This is a genomic window from Acinetobacter colistiniresistens, assembly GCF_024582815.1.
Taxonomy (GTDB): Bacteria; Pseudomonadota; Gammaproteobacteria; order Pseudomonadales; family Moraxellaceae; genus Acinetobacter.
In genome coordinates, this window is sequence record NZ_CP102099.1 from 2935954 (window position 1) to 2955994 (window position 20041).

Consider the following 20041-nt stretch of genomic DNA (forward strand, 5'->3'; position numbering starts at 1 on the left):
ATGCCAAAAAAATTTGAAAACTTTAACGACCCAAGACAGAAAGCTATTGAAGGTATGAAAAATAGTATTTCTGCAGATGTCTGGAATAAGAACTTGAATTTTCTGAATGAACTTCGCGCAGAAATTTCAAATCATCCTGTTTCACGACATCCTGCCATTCAACTTTTAAATGACGGTGTCATTGACAAAGAAACTTTGAAACACATTCATTTAGAATATCGTCATGCTATCGTACAAGTATTTACCGATGCATTATTGATGGCTCAATTCCAAAGCAAACAACTAGAACCACGTTTATTATCTGGTTCTAAAATGTTCCCTCGTTTTTTACTTAATCTAAATATTCTGGATGAATTCGGTTTCCGCCCTGGCTTAGACGAAGAAGGTTACTATTCAGGCAACCCTGAATATGCTCATTACCCTCTCTTTGAAGACGTGTTAAATGACTTTGAACTAGGTCAAGCAGAACGTAATGACTATCAACCGTCTCTCATTTCACAACGCGTTCGCAATTTTCTGGAAAACTCATTCCATAGCTATCAGGCGGTGTCGGCACTATTGGCTGTCGCCGAAGAAGAGGTCATTTTATTTAGCCCCGCATTACGTCAGGCAACTAAAGCCGTTGGTTTTGATGTTGATAGCGGTTATTACTATGTCCATGGTGTTTCACATGACGCTTCAGCTGAGGCAGCTGATGATGATCATGAAGATGATTTATGGTTTGTGCTGGCACAAGCTTGCGTTGAATCTGAATACGCATCGATTCGTCAACTCTGTCTTGAATACTGTGATTTATGGGAACAGTTCTGGGATGAACAAATTGCCTACTACGGAAGTTTCAAAAAATTGGCTTAATTTCTTTTATATCAAGGGCCATCGTCAACTTTTCAGTTGAATGATGGCTTTTTTACAACCTAAAAAATTCATTAATACAAGCATAGCAACATATCTTCAGATATCACCTGAAAATGAATTGGCTCAAAGCTAGTGCGTAATTTACGATATAATTCACCTTTCTTTCGCACATATATTCAGCACATGTTTTCTCAACTCGATGTCAACTTATTGGTTCTTCTCGTTTTATTAGGCTGTGGTATCTTTAGTCAAAATACAGCCGTAACCATCGCGGCAGCATGTCTCATTTTGGTCAAACTCACCCCATTGAATCAGTTTTTTCCTTATATTCAAACCCATGGTCTGAATATTGGCATCATTATCTTGACGATAGGTGTCCTTGCTCCTATCGCAAGTGGTAAAATCAGTGGTGAAAGTATTCTGAAATCATTTATCAGCATTAAGTCTTTAGCTGCAATCGCTGTTGGACTCTTGGTCGCATGGCTTGGTGGACGCGGAGTTAAACTGATGAGCAATCAACCCGATGTTGTTGCAGGACTTTTGATTGGAACCGTGGCAGGCGTTGCTTTACTACGTGGCGTGCCCGTCGGCCCTCTAATTGCGGCTGGAATATTGTCCCTGCTGATTGGTAAATCTTAGTACTTCCCAAGCGAGCAACAAGAACATCGCGCTAATCAATAGCAAGGTAGTGTATTTCCCACTACCTAATGATAAACAATGCTTGATTAAGCCTCATAATAAACAGTACGTAATTTTGAAAACTTCTCCAACTGCTTAATAAAACCTTCAAAATAACTCTTCTCTTTATCCTCGACTCGATAGCCTGCATATAAGGTCCTTCTTAAGCCTTGCGGTGAAACACAATCCAGACGACGACTCACCACCCAGCCCTTTTGTTCATATTCATTTACCACCCAATCAGGCAAAGCGGCAATACCTCGTCCACTGGCAACCAGTTGGATCAGCATTTGAGTTAAATCCGTGGTTCGAATCTGCTTAGGGTGAATATTTGCGGGAAGAAACAAATGCGCCATGATATCCAAACGATGCTTATCAACTGGATAAGTAATCAAGGTTTGCTCAGCTAAATCTTCAACAGAAATCTTTTCGGCACGAACCAAAGGATGCGTATTTGAAAGTACTAGTCGTGATTCATATTCAAAAATCGGAAAGTATTCAATTCCTTTTAATGCAATCGGATCAGCAGTAATCAATAGATCAAATTCCGCATTTTGCAGTAATTCATGAGGATTCGATTCAAAACCCGCTGCAAAGTCCAGATCGACATCGGGATATTGATGACGGTACTGATTCAATAAAGGCATAAGCCAATCGAAACAACTATGACATTCCGATGAGAAGATAATCCGTCCGGTTTGGCCATGCACAATACGGGTAATATCGGTTTGTGCAATTTGAACCTGTGGCAAGACATCATCTGCCAGTTTCAGTAAGCGCTCTCCAACATTGGAAAAACTCACTGGACGACTGCGACGATTCACAACTTCTACGCCATACCAGTGGTCTAATTCTTTTAACTGATGTGAAATCGCTGAGGGGGTCAGACATAGATCGGTTGCTGCTGCAACCAAAGAACCGTGCTCTCTTAAAGCAATTAAAGTTTTCAAATGACGAAGTTCTAACATGGCTATGGCCTAGTGATTTAATCCCCTTGCATCCCCCATTTTTAAGCGAAACCGATTACAAATCATCATCAAATTCTAAATATGGGTTTGCTTCCTCGTTAAAGGCAAGCTGCTAAAAAGATTTTTAGTTGAATTTATTTCATCTTAACACAAAACTCATTAATTTGTCTCAACATAAGCTTTTTGTTTAGCTCTTACTCGTGTGTTGTATCAACAATCAACTGCCCGTCATCTCATCGTCGTAATCTCCGACTTGGTACAGTTTTGAAACATGATAACGCTGGGGACTTAGAAATAGAGTCATTAAAAAATTTCAGCTTAAGCTGAGAACATTTCATTTTATTGAGCCGCCACAGGCTTCTAAAACTTTTACAATAGAAAATTACTTTTGCAGACCATGCCTACGATGACAAGACAAAGTCAAAAGACGCTTGAACGCCAAACGCTCAGCCTACCCGAAGGACACAACAAACTGCTGCTGCATTCTTGCTGTGCGCCTTGCTCTGGTGAAGTGATGGAAACCTTGATTGAGTCAGGCATCGACTTTTCGATCTTTTTTTATAATCCGAACATTCATCCTGTGAAGGAATATTTGATTCGTAAAGAGGAAAATATTCGATTTGCCGAAAAACATAATATCCCGTTTATTGATTGCGATTACGATACTGACAACTGGTTTGCCCGTGCCAAAGGCATGGAAAACGAGCCCGAGAAAGGCATTCGCTGTACCATGTGTTTCGATATGCGCTTTGAGCGAACAGCCCTGTATGCCTATGAACATGGCTTTAGCCTGATCAGTAGTTCACTCGGTATTTCACGCTGGAAGAATATGCAGCAAATTAATGATTGTGGTTTGCGTGCAGCAGCGCATTATCCCAATCTTCAATATTGGGACTATAACTGGCGTAAACACGGCGGCGCAGTTCGCATGCTTGAAATCAGCAAGCGTGAAGAGTTCTATCAACAAGAATACTGCGGCTGTGTTTATTCACTCAGAGATACCAACCGCTGGCGTATGAGTAATGGTCGTGATCGCATTCAATTGGGCGTTAAGTTTTATAGTAATGCGATGGAGGATGAGTCAAATCAATCAGACTAATTCTTCGATGTTAATATTGTAAATATATGATCATCTAAATGATTTATATACCATATAAAAGGCAGCTTATATATTTAAATACGCGGCAACGCCATTCGCAACTGTTTGAGACAGGATTACTTTTGCTTGATAATGTTTTTGCGATATAAAGTGTTAAATATTGGTAGCGAACGAGTTTTGCGAATGGCAATGATTTTGCCTACTTTTCCTAAAAGAAAAGTAGGTCGAAATGAAGTTGAATCCTTATACTAATCTTTTCAATTAAAGACTCTGAAATAGCATAATTTCTCTAGATTAAACTCCATTAAAAGGTCAGTTTACAGCAACACTAATTATGCTGTAGAACTGATTACTTGGCTTTTGCTTGGCATCGACCGCCTCACTGACTTCAATCAGATACTCGCCTGCTTTGGCAAATACCAGATCAGCACTGCCATCTGCCGCTGTTCTTAAGTTAATCCCTTGCTTATCGGTTGCACCTTTAGCGCGAATCACAACATTCGCATTGGCCAATGCTTGATTGGCTTTCGATGCTTTAATTTTCGCGGTTTGATTGGCTTTTAACTCACTTGGATGGGTTAAAAACTCAACTTGAATCGGTGCTGTGCTTGCCTGCACAGGCGTATTCTTGTGTTTAGATACATAGGTCAATAATGTCCATTCACGAGTAATCTCAACAGGTGTAATTTTTTTAGCCTTCAAGTCCGCAGGAATGACAAAATCACGCTCAGCTTTTGCAGGTGCTTTGTCTGCTGGCATATCAAAGAACATTTTCCATTGTTTTTGATCTTGTACATATTTCAATGGATAACTGGTGCTAGTTTTAACACTATACGTCCCCACTTCAGGCAACTTTAGATCAAATACAGTTGCCGACCCCAATTTAGACGTGGCTGCAATTGTGGTTTTGCTGTTATTCGGACTGGTAACTTCAAACTTTGCATCTTTTAATGCATATTCACTTTGCAAAGCTTCTTCTGCATAACCCGAGATCATTGCGACTTGAGTTTGTTCCGTGGTATACGCAAGCGGTGCAACATAGGGTTCATGAGCAAAACTATAACCTGAAGCAAGCAGCAATGAACTGATCAATAATTTTTTCACTCTTTTTTCCACCCTTTATAAAAATTCTGCTAAAAACATCTGCTTTGTATTATATATTAATGCAAATAATTATCATTAAAATTATCATATCCTATTTACAACACTTCAGAATTCTACCTCATCAAATCAACAGAGCTTGGTTCTTTTTAGAAGCAATAAAATGCGATGTTTTGGGTTAACAATAGTTTACAAAGGAACGTCGCTATTGTTCAGCAGTATAGATGGGTTCAACATATTCTTTAAAATCAAACTATAAACATGGATCGATAACAATGAAGAAAGTTTTTATTTTAATAACCCTGCTGTTTTCTACCACACTTAGTGGCTGTAATGACGATTCAAAAATGGATAGTGAACCACAAACCACCAATCATCCCCAACAGCAGCAACTGGAGCAAAATAAAGCGCTTGTTAAAACCTTCTATGAAGGTGTATTTGTAGCTAAAAAGGTAAAAGAATTCTCGGATCGTTATATTTCCGAAAATTATATTCAGCACAATCCCTACTTGCCAGACGGACGACAAGCATTTGTCGACTTTTTTGAGAAAGAACTTGCTGATCATCCTGATGCGGCATACAGCATTGAACGCATAATTGCAGAAGATGATCTTGTACTCTTACATGTAAGAAGCAAACTCAATACAGAGGTCGCCACCAATGCAGGAGTTGATCTTTTTCGCATCGCGAATGGCGTTATTGTTGAACATTGGGATACGAATCAGGATGTACCTGAAAATGAACGCACAGCAGCCAATCCAGAGATCATGTTCAATGGGAATAAGAACCATGCGACTTCTCCGGCACACACTAGTGAGAATAAGGCATTAGTCACTACATTTGTTAAAGGTGCATTTGAACAACATAAGGTCAGAGAGTTTTCTGAACGCTATCTCGCAGATCACTACATTCAACATAATCCTTGGATTGAAAATGGTAGAGAGCCTTTTATTTCCTTCTTTGAACAGCTCTTCCAAGCTGACCCCGCTGCCAAGTATGAAATTAAACGCGTGATTGCGGAAGGAGATCTGGTTGCAGTCCAACTGCGCAGCAAATTGAGCAATGAACCTGAAAATGCGGGCTTTGATATTTTCCGAGTAGAGAATGCTAAGATCGTAGAGCATTGGGATGTCAATCAGGCTGTTCCAGAAAACAGTGCAAATAGCAATACCATGTTCTAGACTGATCAAATCTAGTTGAAGACCGATGTGATTAAATAAGGCCCATATTATCTGGGCTTTTTAGGTTTCATCCGCAGGAATTAAATCATAATAATTCATCCTGACCACTTTACTATCAAGCCATTCAGTTCAACGATAGATTTATTTGAAGATTCCTCTTTTTTCTATATCGGTTTATATCGAGGTATGAAAAAATAATCAGCTTTATTGAAATTATTTTTTGAGATATATGAGCTCTCCCGCACATCGCTATTCCCTATTCCTCGTTATTTTTTCCCTTGCTGTAGGTAGTTTCTGTATTGGCACCACTGAGTTTGTAGCGATGGGGCTAATTCAGGAAATCGCCACTGATCTAAATGTCAGTGTGCCGCATGCAGGTTATTTCATCAGCGCCTATGCCCTCGGTGTTATGGTCGGTGCACCAATTATTGCGATCTTAGGGGCCAAAGTACCACGTAAAACGCTCTTGCTCAGCTTGATGCTTTTTTATGGCTTGGCCAATGCAGCGACGGCTTTTGCAACAACACCAGAAGCCATGCTGCTGTCTCGCTTTATTGCAGGTTTTCCACACGGGGCTTACTTTGGCGTAGCCGCCTTGGTTGCGGCTGAACTGGCGGGTAAACAACGCCGTGCCACCGCAATTGCACAGGTGATGATGGGACTCACCATTGCCAATGTGATTGGGGTACCAATTGCCACATGGTTGGGGCAACAATTTGGCTGGAAATCAGGCTTTGAATTTTCTGCGGTCATTGCCTTTATTACCCTAATCGGTGTCAGTTTATTTGTTCCCAATATTCCACTGCAAAAAAGCGCCAGTATTAAAGCCGAATTGGCAGGCCTTAAAAATATCAATATGTGGCTCACTCTTGCCGTCGGCGCGATTGGCTTTGGCGGTATGTTCTCGGTATATAGCTATGTTTCACCGATTCTGACGGAATATACCCATGCCGATATTCGTGTGGTTCCCATCGCCCTTGCCATTTGGGGCATGGGTATGGTGATTGGTGGCTTGGTTGCTGGCTGGTTGGCAGATAAAAATCTGTTTAAAACCATTATCGGCATCCTGATCAGTTCTGCACTCGCCTTTGTCGCTGCCAGCTTTATGATGTCTCATCTCTATACGGCAATTGCGGCCTTATTCCTGATTGGCTTTACGGTGATTGGCCTTGGTGGTGCTTTACAAACCCATCTCATGGATATCGCAGGTGATGCGCAAACCTTGGCTGCATCACTAAATCATTCTGCATTTAATTTGGCCAATGCACTCGGCGCCTTCTTGGGTGGTTGGGTACTCAGCCACAATATGGGCTGGTTAGCACCGATCTGGGTGGGTTTCGTATTAAGTTTGGGGGGCTTGGCGATTTTATTGATTGCTTTGGCTTATGCCAAATACTCACAAAAAAATGGATCTGTTGTGTCTTAAAGGCAAATCATAAAAGAACGATACAGAGAAAACCCGAAAATCAAACTTCGGGTTTTTATTCTAAAATCATCCAGCTGAGTCTTTATTTCACCGCATCTGCCACTTCTTTTAACATGGCCTTCATGCCATCCAAGCCATTATTCATCAAGTACCAGTTACTTGAATCCAGATAGACGATATTGCCATTTTGCGCCGCTTTGGTTTGATTGATAATCTTGTTATTCAAGACCTGCTTGGCACCTTGCTGATTTTCAGTAATCGCAGCGCCACGGTCAATCACAAACAAATAGTCAGGATTTTTCTGAGCAATAAATTCATGTGACACTGCCATACCATGCAAGCCGACTTTGATCGAGGGATCGGCTGGGGTAAAACCATATAGATTATGGATATTACCAAAGCGTGAGCCTGGCCCATACGCTGCAATCTTGCTGTTATTCACCAAGATCACCAACGCTGTTTTCCCTTTGGTTTTGGCTTTTAAGGCGGCAATCTCTTTTTCTAGCGTTTGCAATTGCTGCTCAGCATCCTGTTTTTTGCCGACCATTTCTGCAATATTCAGGGTCTGCTGCTTAAATGAGTTGAACTGATCGTTATAGTCCACATCGACAAAATAAGTCGGTGCAATCTGTTTGATCTGATTCACCAGATTTTCCATCCGTCCACTCATCAAAATCAACTCAGGTTGACTGGCTGCAATTTTTTCCAGATTTGGCTCTTTGACTGTGCCGACATCCAGATATTTGCCATCACTATAGTTTTGTAGCACTTTCGGTAATGGTGTGCCTTTCGGCAATGCCACCACTTTATCATCTGCGCCCAAAGCATGAATGGTATTCAACGCACTGGTATCCAATACCGCAATTCGAGACACGTTTGCAGGAATCGTGATCTGACCCGACTTACTTTCAAAGCTAAGCGTGTCATGTGTAGCAGTCGTATTCCCTTCCTGTGTTGCAGAAGGTGTGTTGGAATTACCACATGCAGCCAGCACCACACTCAGCATCATGACTGGCAATGTTTTTTTGAAAAGCATAACGAACTCCTAACTAATGAAATACAAACCTAATTTATGTTGTTGAACCTGTTGGATCGGGATATGAAAATCAAAAATATCCTTGAGAATACGTTCATCCATCATCTGCTGTGGATGACCTTGATAGACCAATTGCCCTGCTTTCATGGCAATGATGTGATCGGCATAGACCGAGGCAAAATTGATGTCATGAATCACTACAATGATGGACTTGCCATGATTTTCAGCCAGATCCTTTAACACTTTCATAATCTGTGAAGAATGCTTCATATCCAGATTATTCAGAGGCTCATCCAACAAGATATAATCGGTGTCCTGTGCCAGAATCATGGCGATATATGCACGTTGGCGCTGCCCCCCCGACAATTCACTGAGTTGACGATGGCGTAATGCTTCTAAATCCATATAGGCAATGCAGCGATCAATCATCTCACGATCTTCTGCGGTCAAGCGTCCTTGTGAATATGGGAAACGACCAAACGCCACCAAATCTTCAATGCTCAGCCGTAATTCGGTATGATTAGACTGTTTTAAAATCGCCAGCTTTTTCGCAATATCGGCACTTTTCATCTGCTGTAAGTCCTGTCCATCCAGCAACACTTGCCCTTGATCCGCCTCAATTAAACGGCTCATGATGGAAAGCACCGTACTTTTACCCGCACCATTCGGGCCAATAAAAGCCGTAAACTGGCCTTTTGTGATGCTCAGTGAAACATCCGTTACCACCTGCTGTTGCTGATAGCTTTTACTTAAATTCTTTAACTCTATTGCCACTTTTTATTTTCCTTCAGTAATATCCAGAAGAAATAAATTCCACCGACAAAGTTGATAATCACACTGAGCGTGGTTTTAAAATTCAATACATGCAGTACGATGAACTGCCCAATCATCAGACAAAGAATGCTGACCAAAATAATACCCAGCAGTAAAATATGATGCTGATGGGTCTTGAACAGCTCAAGGGTAATGTTAAGTACCAGTAAGCCAAGGAACATCATGGGGCCTGCCAAAGCAGTTGCTGAGGCCAGCGCCAAGACCACCAGAATCAATAACAAACGGCTGGTCTTGTCATAATCCAGTCCTAAATTCAGCGCATGATCACGTCCTAGCGCCATCACATTCAGCTTGTGGTAATGCTTTAAGCTATAAACCAGAATCGGCACAATGGTCAGCAGAGACAATCCAACCGTTTCCATTTTCACCACATTAAAACTGGCAAAACCAGCATAAGCGGCGATCTGAAACTCATCAGGATCGAGCAAGACCTGAAAGAAAGTGGTCATATTGTCGAAAAAGGTTGAAAAAATCAGTCCCACCAACAACAGAAAGTAAATATTTTGCTGTGCCACTTTCTGGAAAATAAAGCGATACAGCAATAAGGCAAAAGTGACCATTAACAACAGGCTGATCAGATAATCCAAGACAAAGTTGAGTGACAGCAAAGTACTGGCACCAAAGAAATAAATCATCTTGGTCTTGGACAATTCATACAGCTTATCTAGTCCTAAAGCCTGTGGAGTCACCACCCGATTATTCACAATGGTATGAAAGACCAAAGTTGACACACCGACAGCGACACCTGCGACAATGATGGCCACAACAGTCTTCAAACGTAAACTTAAGGCATATTGCCATGCCACACCCAAATTCCAGCCCAGATATAAGGCAATGCTCAGCAGCATCAACAGAGCCAGAACAATCAGCTTGGTTTTGTTAGGCATAGCGATACCTCCTGAGCAATAACCACAGGAAAATCACGCTGCCGACCACGCCCATAATCAGACTTACAGACACTTCATAGGGATAAATCACCACCCTGCCAAAAACATCACAAAGCAACACCAGCAAAGCACCCAATAATGCAGTATGCGAAAGCGTTCGACGAATATTGTCACCCAAATACAAGCTCACGAGATTCGGTACAATCAATCCAAGAAAAGGAATTGCACCAACCGTCACAATCACCACACCTGTAATCACTGAGACGAGCAGCAAACCCAGAAACAAGGTCTGCTTATAATTCAGTCCAAGATTAGTAGCAAAATCCTGCCCTAAGCCTGCCAAGACAAAACGATTGGCAAAGAGATAGATCAGAATCAAAACAGGAACACTGAGATAGATCAGCTCATATTGGCCATTTAAAATGGTAGAAAAGTCACCCTGTAACCAACCTGCCAAGTTTTGTAATAAATCCATTTGCAAGGCGATAAAGGTGGTAAAAGCCGAGATAATACTGCCGAAAATCATCCCCACCAGTGGAACGAAGACTGTATCTCGATGCTTGAGGGTCGCCAGAATACTCATAAATGCCATTGCCCCCATCAGTGTCACGGCAATCGCAAAGCCAGTTTTGACAAAGATTGAAGCGCTTGGCAGTAAGATAATCGAAACCAGTACCCCCAAACGTGCGCAGTCATATAAACCTGCTGTGGTTGGAGAAACAAAACGGTTGCGGCTGAGTGACTGCATAATCAAGCCACAGACACTTAGACCCGCACCTGCGACAATAATTGCCATGAGACGTGGTAAACGACTGGTCCAGAACAGTTGCCACTCTTGAAGATTACCAGCCCACAAGCCTGCAAGACTCATCTCACCGACACCGACAAATAAGGAAATAAATGCCAAAGGAAGCAATAATAAAACGAGATAACGCCGCTTAATCATGTTGGGAGAACTTCATAGGATGCGCAAACTTAAAATAAGCTTAAAAAATACAAAAAAGATAATAAGAAACTATCACAAATGATAAAGATTATTGTTAACTTTTTTTAAATGAAATATCATCGATGTGAAGTACGACTTAATTCAGTCAACTTTCCATTCTTTATAAAAAAGCTCCAAACCTCAGCATAACTGCGATTTAGAGCCACATTGAATATCATCTGAGCAGAATGAATAACGTTAAATCCCGAACTTATGCCCGATTGCTCGTCTACATTTTTATAATAAATTTCAAATTATTCCGAAAGTTTTTCGCCACAATGCGGGCAAAAACGGTACGGCTTCTTTTCCTGATCTTGATCTTCAAGTAACTTTTCTCTGACCAGTTGCATAATAATTTCATGAGTTTGCTCTTTAGGCAAACCCACCTTTTTCCGAATCCGTTCAACTTCCACTTGATCATGCAGTAAATCTAAACCTTTGGCCTGTAACGCTTCGCGGAATTCCTGTTCTAGTCTTTGGTTACGCATATTTAATTCGTTGGCAAGCCCCGAAGCCAGAATACCCGCCGGTAAAGCCGCAATACCGACACCCAGAATGGTAATAAATGCACCCAGTATCCGACCTAAATTAGTGACAGGAGTAACATCGCCATAACCGACGGTGGTTAAAGTGACCACAGCCCACCACATGGATTGTGGTATCGAACTAAATGCTTCGGGCTGAGCTTTATTTTCAACCACATAAATTGCAGATGCGGTCATCACAATCATGATCACCAAGATAAAAATAACCGCTTGGAAAGAACCTTTTTCGCGTTGGATGACGCGCAATAAAATTTGCAAGGAAACAAAATAACGAGTCAGTTTCAGTAACCGCACCAAGCGCAAGACCCGCAAGAAACGTAAATCGATCGGAACAATGAAATTGAGATAGGCTGGTAAGATTGCCAATAAGTCGATAATTGCCCCACCACTTTTCATCCAGCGAATCCGCTGTTTCCAAGCCGCTTGTTGTGGTTCTTCCTCAACAATACTCCACAGCCGCAGCAAATATTCCCCGCTAAAAATGATGATCGATAAATTTTCAAAGATATCGAAATAAGGCTTGTACAGCTTATAAAATTCATTGACAGATTCAAGTAAAACCGCCGCTACGTTGCCAATGATCAAGGCAATCAGCAGATAGTTTACGTAGGTACTGACCTTACTTTTATAGTCATCATTATGCAGATTGTTATAAACAAAACGTCTTAACTGTTGCCATGAAAATTGAGTCATACCGTATTTTTTGTTCGATTCAGCAAGCTCAAAATGTAGCATGTTGCTTTCATATTTGATAAGAAATTTTAACCCTAAGCTCCATTTCCCTCACAAAACGAAGCCATTTGCCAATTCATTGCCCTATATCACGCTGTTTCAACAAAACTCTCTTTGCAGTTTGACATTCGCTTCAACGATAATAAAAGCTTAGTGGTTATTTTCTTTAACGATTCATTCATAAAGAACTATAAATTTTATTAAACCCGTGACAACAAGGGGAATTTACATGGGATTTAAAGCTCTCCCGACGCTGATTTCTTTATTTATTGCATTCATCATCTGGTTTGTCATTCCGGTACCCGCTGGCGTTGATCCTGATGCATGGCATTTACTGGCGATGTTTGTTGGTGTGATTGCTTCCATTATTGGTAAAGCCATGCCGATTGGTGCAATTGCAATTATTGCCATTACTTTGGTCGCCGTGACGGGTGTCACCAATGACAACCCAAGTGGCGCCATTCAAGATGCGCTTAGTAGTTTTGCCAACCCGCTGATCTGGTTGATCGGTATTTCGATCATGATTTCTAAAGGTTTGCAAAAAACCGGATTGGGTGCACGCTTAGGCTATTTATTTATCGCGGTTTGGGGCAAGAAAACCATTGGTATCGGTTATAGCATGGTGCTGTCTGAACTGATTCTTGCCCCTGTTACCCCAAGTAATACCGCACGTGGCGGCGGAATTATCCATCCGATTGTCCGTGCCATTTCGACCAGCTATGACTCTGACCCAGCCAAAGACACCGAAGGTCGTATGGGGAAATACTTAGCTTTGGTGAACTACCAAGCCAACCCGATTACTTCTGCCATGTTTATTACCGCAACCGCCCCTAACCCCTTGGTGGTTGATCTGGTGGCAAAAGCAACCAACAGTCAGATTTCCTTGAGCTGGAGTACATGGGCACTGGCGATGTTATTACCGGGTTTGCTTGCCTTGATCATCATGCCATTAATCATGTATTGGATGTATCCACCCGAAGTCAAAGAAACCCCGAATGCAGCTCAGTTTGCCAAAACCAAGTTAAAAGAAATGGGCCCTGTCAGCAAAAATGAAATCATTATGCTCGGCGTATTTGGTATCTTGCTGCTGTTATGGGCAGGCATCCCTGCCATGATTTTTGGTTCAGCTTGGGCGGTTGACCCAACCACAACTGCTTTTATTGGTTTGGGCTTGCTACTGATTACTGGCGTACTGACTTGGGAAGATATCCTGACGCAAAAAAGCGCATGGGATACCATCACTTGGTTTGCTGCCTTGGTGATGATGGCGACTTATTTAAATAAGCTCGGTTTAATCACGTGGTTCTCAGGTGTGTTAGAAACAGGGATTGGTCATTTAGGACTGAGCTGGATGCCGGCCTGTTTACTATTAATGCTCGCCTATCTGTATGCACATTATATGTTTGCCAGTACCACCGCACATATCACGGCTATGTTTGCCGCCTTCTATACGGCTGGACTGGCATTAGGTGCACCACCGATGTTGTTTGCCTTAATGATGGCAGCAGCATCAAGCATCATGATGACCTTAACCCATTATGCAACGGGTACATCACCTGTGGTATTCGGTTCAGGTTACACCACACTGGGTGAATGGTGGAAAGCTGGCTTTGTCATGAGTGTCGTCAATATCATCATCTTTGTGCTGATTGGCGGACTTTGGTGGAAAGTATTGGGTTATTGGTAGGATGATTTAGCTTAAAAAAAGCCCCTTACAAAGGGGCTTTTTCATGTAACTAATTTAAAGGATACTAGAAATATAAACCCAGACACCGAATAAAATGATATCAGCTTCATTCATTAGGCTTGATGTCATAAACCCAGTTTCGTGCTTGCTGATCGGTTGTCGTTTCGCAGACATAGTAATCTTGATGCCACGAGTCTTGATGGAAGATTTCCTTTTTGTGGTAGCTGACTTGTTTGCCATTTTCGACACAGATAAAACTGTCACCTTGATCTTTCACAGCTGAACCGTTAAGAAATCCACCAATACATAAGAAGCGGGATTGTTTCGCCATTAATTTCGATTAACTCCAAATAATTGAATGATAAAAAATAACTCAATTACATTTATGTCGAAAAAATTATAATTGCCATTAGTTAAGCCTTTTTATTTAAAAACTACTTACAATTCTTCACAAAATATTGATAAATTTTCTGAAAAATTGGCAAAATGCTATCAACCTCCATTATATAAAAACTAGGCGCTTGATAAGAACTCGCTCCATTTAAATAATTGTGAGCAGCTTCATTACGTAGTGTTTTAAATGTATTCAACTTAGATTCTAATAAGGCTAAATCACCGGAGCTACGTAAATGGTTTAATAAACTTTCTGTTTTTCCAAACCTAAACTTTTAATTAATAGAACTCTAAAATGATTATCATATGTAAAGCCATAATTTCTCTTAATTGAATCTTCACCAATTTTAACTAGATCAGGGTCATTAATATTCTTCATAATTCTACGTATTAATATATCAATACTAACTTCCAACCATCCACAATATTCTATTAAAGCTAATTTACTATAAAATATCATATGAAGATTGGTATTAACTGATGTATTTTGTGCAGATTTATCATATAGAACTTTCAATTCTTTAAGATTATGCTTAATTTTACTTTTAGACAATCTAGACATTAAGCTCTACCAAATATTTCTTCTGCCACATTCAAACGACTATTCACTTTTTCTTTGCTAGCTAAGCCTTCTTTTAATGATATTAATGAAAAATTCTCGTGCGATTTAAGTTCATTTACTTTACTTCTAAATACTTCCTCATTTAAGAGTGCTTCATTATTCAAATTTTTATAAACACCATAGAGTATGGCTTCTACAATTGTTTTACTAAATTTAGCTATACGCTCATCACGGAATACAAGTGAAAGTGTCTGTAATAGTTTGTTCTTCCATTCTAAACACTTACTATCACTAGGATTAAGATGGTCATCCATAAAATCATTCAAGAAATTTGACAACTTACCATTATATTTATCTAACTTTTCTGAAAAAGCTATCACCCTTAGATATAACTCTTCATATTGATATCTATAATTACTGCCCAATAATGCATTTGCACTCGATATATTTGAAGTTTTATACTTAAAGAAAGATTGGGATTCAGGTGTATTTGCAATTTCTTTCAATAAATTATTCAATTTACCTGAGTATATACAATTACGAATTTCCTGATTATTTAGTTTTGAACCACCTGAATTTAATCTATGGAATATTGTAAACAGATGGCGCATATGCGATTTTTTACTATAGTCACATCTTAATACAGTAATAGGAATTGTTACATTTTCAATCCGAGAAAATAAATCAGGATTTTCATTTTTAATTTGATTAGGTGTTTTACCTCTAAGCCTTTGATCAATTTCTTTAATATTTGATAGAGTCCAACTTTCTTCATTCAAAAACTGACAATAGTAGAAATACGTTGTAAACCATCAATCACCAATCTTTTATCAGTTTTGTAATCGAGACTGATACACATACTTGGAATAGGTAGCTGCTTAGCTAGAGAATCAATAAATTTAGATCGAGCACTAATAGACCATACTAAATTTCTCTGGAACTCGGGATCGATAGTTAATTGATTGGATTTATACATTCTCAATAAATCAGCACATGATCTCAATTCATTAAATGCAATTATGTCACTTGGAGGTGTTTCATTATCATCATGTTCTTCTGACAAACGCTCCTCTTCCTCTACAATTTGCTCTTCATTAATCTCTATTTGTGTCATTTTGAACCTCTAAAATACTTATTTATAAAAATAAGGGCTGATTACTCAGCCCTTATTTTTAGCTCACTAACATATTAGGTTAATTGAGCCGCTTGGATTTTCTTGGTATCAACTTGATCAGCTTCTTTTGTATATTCGCTCATCTTGTCGAAGTTCAAGTATTTGTAGATGTCCGCAGAAGCGCTGTCGATTTGCGACGCGTACTGTTGATATTCTTCTGGGCTTGGTAATTTACCAAGCACCGCAGCAACAGATGCAAGCTCAGCAGATGCCAAGTAAACGTTTGCACCTTGACCTAAACGGTTCGGGAAGTTACGTGTAGACGTCGATACACAGGTAGTGTTCGGTGCTACACGTGCCTGGTTACCCATACACAATGAACAGCCCGGCATCTCTGTACGCGCACCAGCACGGCCATAGATGTTATACAAGCCTTCTTCCATCAATTGATGCTCGTCCATACGTGTTGGTGGAGCCAACCATAAACGAGTAGACAATGAACCACCAGGTACTTTGTCAAGTAATTGACCCGCTGCACGGAAGTGACCGATGTTAGTCATACAAGAACCGATGAATACTTCATCAATCTTGTCGCCTTGAACATCAGAAAGAAGTTTTGCGTCATCTGGATCGTTCGGGCAGCAAAGAATTGGTTCTTTGATGTCAGCAAGATCGATTTCGTAAACTTTTAAGTATTCTGCATCAGCATCAGCTTTTAACAGGCTTGGGTTGTCTAACCACTTCTGCATGTTTTCAGCACGACGCGCTAGCGTACGCGCATCGCCATAACCTTCAGCGATCATCCACTTCAACATGGTGATGTTAGAACGTAAGTATTCAGCAACTTTCTCTTCAGAAAGTGTGATTGAACAACCAGCAGCAGAACGCTCAGCAGATGCATCAGAAAGTTCGAATGCTTGCTCAACCGTCAAGTCATTTTCCATTTCTGATAAATCGATCTCAAGGATACGACCAGAGAAGATGTTTTTCTTACCTTTCTTCTCTACAGTTAAGTCACCCGCTTGAATCGCGTAGTAAGGAATTGCATGTACTAGGTCACGTAAAGTGATACCAGGCTGCATTTTACCCTTGAACTTAACCAGTACAGATTCAGGCATATCCAGTGGCATAACGCCAGTTGCAGCTGCGAACGCAACAAGACCAGAACCCGCTGGGAAAGAGATACCGATTGGGAAACGTGTATGTGAGTCACCACCAGTACCAACAGTATCTGGAAGTAACATACGGTTTAACCAAGAGTGGATAATACCGTCACCTGGACGTAAAGATACACCACCACGGTTCATAATGAAGTCAGGTAATGTATGATGAGTTGTTACGTCAACTGGTTTTGGATACGCAGCAGTGTGACAGAAAGACTGCATCACTAAGTCAGCTGAGAAGCCCAAGCATGCCAAGTCTTTTAACTCGTCACGCGTCATCGGACCTGTTGTATCTTGAGAACCAACAGTCGTCATTTTAGGTTCACAGTAAGTACCCGGACGGATACCTTGGCCTTCTGCTAAACCACATGCACGACCAACCATCTTCTGAGCTTGTGTGAAGCCTTTGCCAGTGTCAGCAGGTTGTACTGGTGTACGGAACAATGTAGACGGTGCAAGACCCAATTCTTCACGGGCTTTCGCAGTCAAACCACGACCAATGATCAAGTTAATACGACCACCAGCACGTACTTCATCTAAAAGTACAGGCGTTTTAAGCTCAGCTTCTGCAATTTGTGCACCGTCTTTAAATGCAGTTACTTTTGCAGCAGCGTGATCAATTTTCAATACAACTTCGTCGCCCATGTTCATGTTGGCAACGTCGATTTCTACAGGTAATGCACCTGCATCTTCCATTGTGTTGAAGAAAATTGGCGCAATCTTAGAACCTAAGCACACACCACCATCTTTTTTGTTTGGAATGTGTGGAAGTTCATCACCGAAGAACCAAAGAACAGAGTTCGTTGCAGATTTACGAGAAGAACCTGTACCAACAACATCACCTACGTAAGCAACTTGGTTGCCTTTCGCGATCAGTTCTTTGATTTGGTTTAGTGGACCAACTTCACCTGGTTTTTCAGGGTTGATACCGTCACGCTCGTTTTTCAACATTGCGTTTGCGTGTAATGGGATGTCTGGACGACTCCAAGCATCTTGAGCTGGAGACAAGTCATCCGTATTGGTCTCACCTGTTACTTTGAACACAGTGATTTTGATTTCTTCTGGAACATCAGCACGGCTTGTGAACCATTCTGCATCAGCCCAAGATTGTAATACCGCTTTAGCAGCAGCATTGCCTGCTTTTGCTTTGTCAGCTACGTCATGGAATGCATCAAATACAAGAAGAGTTTTCTTTAACGCTTCAGCAGCTAATTCAGCCAGCTCAGCATTGTCTAGAAGTTCAACAAGCGGTGCTACGTTATAACCACCAAGCATGGTACCTAGTAAATAAACTGCACGTTCTTTAGATACGAGTGGAGAGGTTGCTTCGCCTTTTGCAACAGCAGCTAAGAAAGCAGCTTTTACATATGCAGCTTGGTCAACACCTGCTGGAACACGATTTTCTAGTAAATCGACTAAATAAGCTTCTTCACCTGCTGGTGGATTTTTTAATAAGGCTACGAGTTCAGCAGTTTGAGCATCATCAAGCGGCTTCGGTGGGACTCCGAGTGCGGCACGTTCTTGAACGTGTTGGCGGTAAGCTTCTAGCACAGTGTTATTCCTCTTTTTTAAAAAATTACTTGTAAGTTCCAGCTTTGTACAAGCTTTACAAGTAATGTGGACAGCAAAATTTTACTAGACTTCGCGTTAAATGTTAATGCAACTACCGTATTTCTACGTGATGCCCATTATTTTATAGCGAAATGTTCATCTATTTAAAATACCGCTTTGGTCTTAGGTTAAAGTCTAATAAAACAATAAATTACATCCATAAAAAAAGACAAACGGTGTTGTCTTTTTTATATACGCATTAAAAAAGTTTATAGTTTGGCAGCTTGTCATGTGGGGTAACCAAGCATTCTTCCATAAACTGTTTCTTTAAGTTTTCACGTAATGCTTCTGGATCTTTTTTCAGTTGATCGGCAGGAAGTGCATAAACCGTGTCCAAAATTTTAAAGATAAATTTGCGTGTGGTCTCATCTTCAATTTTTGCCGCATGTTCCGTTGCTTGTTTTTGCTCAATTCCATTTTGACGATCTAGCGTGATCGAACGTGCTGCGTTGCCCACACTGACACAATAGCCATGCCATCGTTCTTCAGGGGTTAACGGCTTTTTCTCAGCACAACCAGCCAAAACTAAACCTATTGCAATAAACAAAACTTTTTTCATCATCATACTGCGGCTAATTTGATGCACACATCATACTGAAACTTGTTTATTTTGCAAAAGGAAGCCTTTAAAACAATGCTTTCCGTAATAAAAACATACAAATCATTTACTACAGTGCATGTTATTGCCTAACTTTTGACATTTTCCACCATTAGCAGAGAGATACGTTGTTCCAGCGACTAGATTATAGGACTTGCCTTTCATATCCCAACATCTAACCCCGTTGCAGTTTTTGACAGGGATAAGCACTTCACTTGTCGTGACAACATTGCTTGTAGCTGCCGTGTTCGCATTGACAGGCTTAGTCGATGTTGTTGCGACAGTTGCAGTCACCGTTGTGATTTTTGGCTCTTTAGAAGTAGTCAGCGATTGTGCACTCGCCTGTTGGGTGGCCGAAGTACTGGCATTCTTTTTAACAGGATCAAGCTGAGGTTCTTGTCGTTGTACTGGTTGTGGTGTTGCTGAATAGGTAGTAACACCTTTGGCATCCACCCACTTATAGTATTCTTGGGCATTGACGTGGAGTGTTGAACTGATGAACACTAAGCCAAGCACTGCCCAAAGCTGACCAAAAGTGACAGATTTCATTTATTTTCTCCAAAAAACGTCATAAAATCGTTTATTA

Annotated in this window: 20 protein-coding genes; 6 read left to right on the top strand and 14 right to left on the bottom strand. The window is 40.8% G+C overall.

Annotated elements, in window-relative coordinates; all coding sequences use genetic code 11:
• Positions 1–855 (top strand): hypothetical protein, encoded by an 855-nt coding sequence (locus NQU59_RS14140; protein WP_043969744.1) that lies wholly within the window; start codon positions 1–3, stop codon positions 853–855.
• Positions 856–1038: 183 nt separating this feature from the next.
• Positions 1039–1494 carry a DUF441 domain-containing protein gene (locus NQU59_RS14145; RefSeq protein WP_043969743.1) on the top strand — a complete coding sequence of 152 codons (456 nt, stop codon included), beginning with the start codon at positions 1039–1041 and terminating at the stop codon, positions 1492–1494.
• 86 nt (positions 1495–1580) lie between these two features.
• Here the strand turns inward: NQU59_RS14145 and NQU59_RS14150 are convergent, their stop codons facing one another.
• Positions 1581–2501, bottom strand: a complete 921-nt coding sequence (locus NQU59_RS14150; RefSeq protein WP_016652267.1) for a LysR family transcriptional regulator — start codon at positions 2499–2501, stop codon at positions 1581–1583.
• Positions 2502–2898: 397 nt separating this feature from the next.
• Between NQU59_RS14150 and NQU59_RS14155 the strand changes: the two genes are divergently transcribed.
• Positions 2899–3600 (top strand): epoxyqueuosine reductase QueH, encoded by a 702-nt coding sequence (locus NQU59_RS14155; RefSeq protein WP_043969741.1) that lies wholly within the window; start codon positions 2899–2901, stop codon positions 3598–3600.
• A 312-nt stretch (positions 3601–3912) separates the two neighbouring features.
• Here the strand turns inward: NQU59_RS14155 and NQU59_RS14160 are convergent, their stop codons facing one another.
• Positions 3913–4704 carry a DUF4198 domain-containing protein gene (locus NQU59_RS14160; protein ID WP_257063858.1) on the bottom strand — a complete coding sequence of 264 codons (792 nt, stop codon included), beginning with the start codon at positions 4702–4704 and terminating at the stop codon, positions 3913–3915.
• A gap of 272 nt (positions 4705–4976) precedes the next feature.
• On the opposite strand from NQU59_RS14160, the gene NQU59_RS14165 reads away from it, so the two are divergent.
• Positions 4977–5882, top strand: a complete 906-nt coding sequence (locus NQU59_RS14165) for a nuclear transport factor 2 family protein (RefSeq protein WP_005241945.1) — start codon at positions 4977–4979, stop codon at positions 5880–5882.
• 229 nt (positions 5883–6111) lie between these two features.
• Positions 6112–7308, top strand: a complete 1197-nt coding sequence (locus tag NQU59_RS14170) for an MFS transporter (protein WP_005241946.1) — start codon at positions 6112–6114, stop codon at positions 7306–7308.
• 82 nt (positions 7309–7390) lie between these two features.
• Here the strand turns inward: NQU59_RS14170 and NQU59_RS14175 are convergent, their stop codons facing one another.
• The 5 genes from NQU59_RS14175 to NQU59_RS14195 form a co-directional block, all read right to left on the bottom strand.
• The gene (locus NQU59_RS14175) at positions 7391–8344 is read right to left on the bottom strand and encodes a siderophore ABC transporter substrate-binding protein (protein WP_257063861.1); all 954 of its coding nucleotides are present in this window, start codon (positions 8342–8344) and stop codon (positions 7391–7393) included.
• Positions 8345–8353: 9 nt separating this feature from the next.
• Complete coding sequence (locus tag NQU59_RS14180; protein WP_257063862.1) at positions 8354–9118, bottom strand: iron ABC transporter ATP-binding protein; 765 nt, start codon at positions 9116–9118, stop codon at positions 8354–8356.
• Positions 9109–10065: an iron chelate uptake ABC transporter family permease subunit gene (locus NQU59_RS14185; RefSeq protein WP_257063863.1), complete on the bottom strand. Its 957-nt coding sequence runs from the start codon at positions 10063–10065 to the stop codon at positions 9109–9111. The genes NQU59_RS14180 and NQU59_RS14185 overlap by 10 nt, the downstream gene beginning before the upstream one ends.
• Entirely contained in the window at positions 10058–11011 is a 954-nt protein-coding gene (locus tag NQU59_RS14190) for an ABC transporter permease (RefSeq protein ID WP_005241953.1), read from the bottom strand. Before NQU59_RS14190 ends, NQU59_RS14185 begins: the two co-directional genes overlap by 8 nt.
• A gap of 293 nt (positions 11012–11304) precedes the next feature.
• Entirely contained in the window at positions 11305–12288 is a 984-nt protein-coding gene (locus NQU59_RS14195) for an ion transporter (RefSeq protein ID WP_257066304.1), read from the bottom strand.
• A 268-nt stretch (positions 12289–12556) separates the two neighbouring features.
• On the opposite strand from NQU59_RS14195, the gene NQU59_RS14200 reads away from it, so the two are divergent.
• Positions 12557–14014 (top strand): anion permease, encoded by a 1458-nt coding sequence (locus tag NQU59_RS14200; RefSeq protein WP_257063864.1) that lies wholly within the window; start codon positions 12557–12559, stop codon positions 14012–14014.
• 106 nt (positions 14015–14120) lie between these two features.
• Here the strand turns inward: NQU59_RS14200 and NQU59_RS14205 are convergent, their stop codons facing one another.
• From NQU59_RS14205 to NQU59_RS14235, 7 genes are all read right to left on the bottom strand, one after another.
• Complete coding sequence (locus tag NQU59_RS14205; RefSeq protein ID WP_257063865.1) at positions 14121–14345, bottom strand: hypothetical protein; 225 nt, start codon at positions 14343–14345, stop codon at positions 14121–14123.
• 303 nt (positions 14346–14648) lie between these two features.
• The gene (locus tag NQU59_RS14210) at positions 14649–14969 is read right to left on the bottom strand and encodes a hypothetical protein (protein WP_257063866.1); all 321 of its coding nucleotides are present in this window, start codon (positions 14967–14969) and stop codon (positions 14649–14651) included.
• Positions 14969–15748, bottom strand: a complete 780-nt coding sequence (locus NQU59_RS14215) for a hypothetical protein (protein WP_257063867.1) — start codon at positions 15746–15748, stop codon at positions 14969–14971. The genes NQU59_RS14210 and NQU59_RS14215 overlap by 1 nt, the downstream gene beginning before the upstream one ends.
• Positions 15745–16083, bottom strand: coding sequence for a DUF262 domain-containing protein (locus tag NQU59_RS14220; protein ID WP_257063868.1), 339 nt, complete (start codon positions 16081–16083; stop codon positions 15745–15747). The genes NQU59_RS14215 and NQU59_RS14220 overlap by 4 nt, the downstream gene beginning before the upstream one ends.
• Positions 16084–16157: 74 nt before the next feature.
• The gene (locus NQU59_RS14225; protein ID WP_257063869.1) at positions 16158–18797 is read right to left on the bottom strand and encodes a bifunctional aconitate hydratase 2/2-methylisocitrate dehydratase; all 2640 of its coding nucleotides are present in this window, start codon (positions 18795–18797) and stop codon (positions 16158–16160) included.
• A 259-nt stretch (positions 18798–19056) separates the two neighbouring features.
• Positions 19057–19416: a hypothetical protein gene (locus NQU59_RS14230; protein ID WP_005241959.1), complete on the bottom strand. Its 360-nt coding sequence runs from the start codon at positions 19414–19416 to the stop codon at positions 19057–19059.
• A 102-nt stretch (positions 19417–19518) separates the two neighbouring features.
• The gene (locus NQU59_RS14235) at positions 19519–20004 is read right to left on the bottom strand and encodes a DUF4124 domain-containing protein (RefSeq protein WP_005241960.1); all 486 of its coding nucleotides are present in this window, start codon (positions 20002–20004) and stop codon (positions 19519–19521) included.
• Positions 20005–20041: the final 37 nt, after the last annotated feature.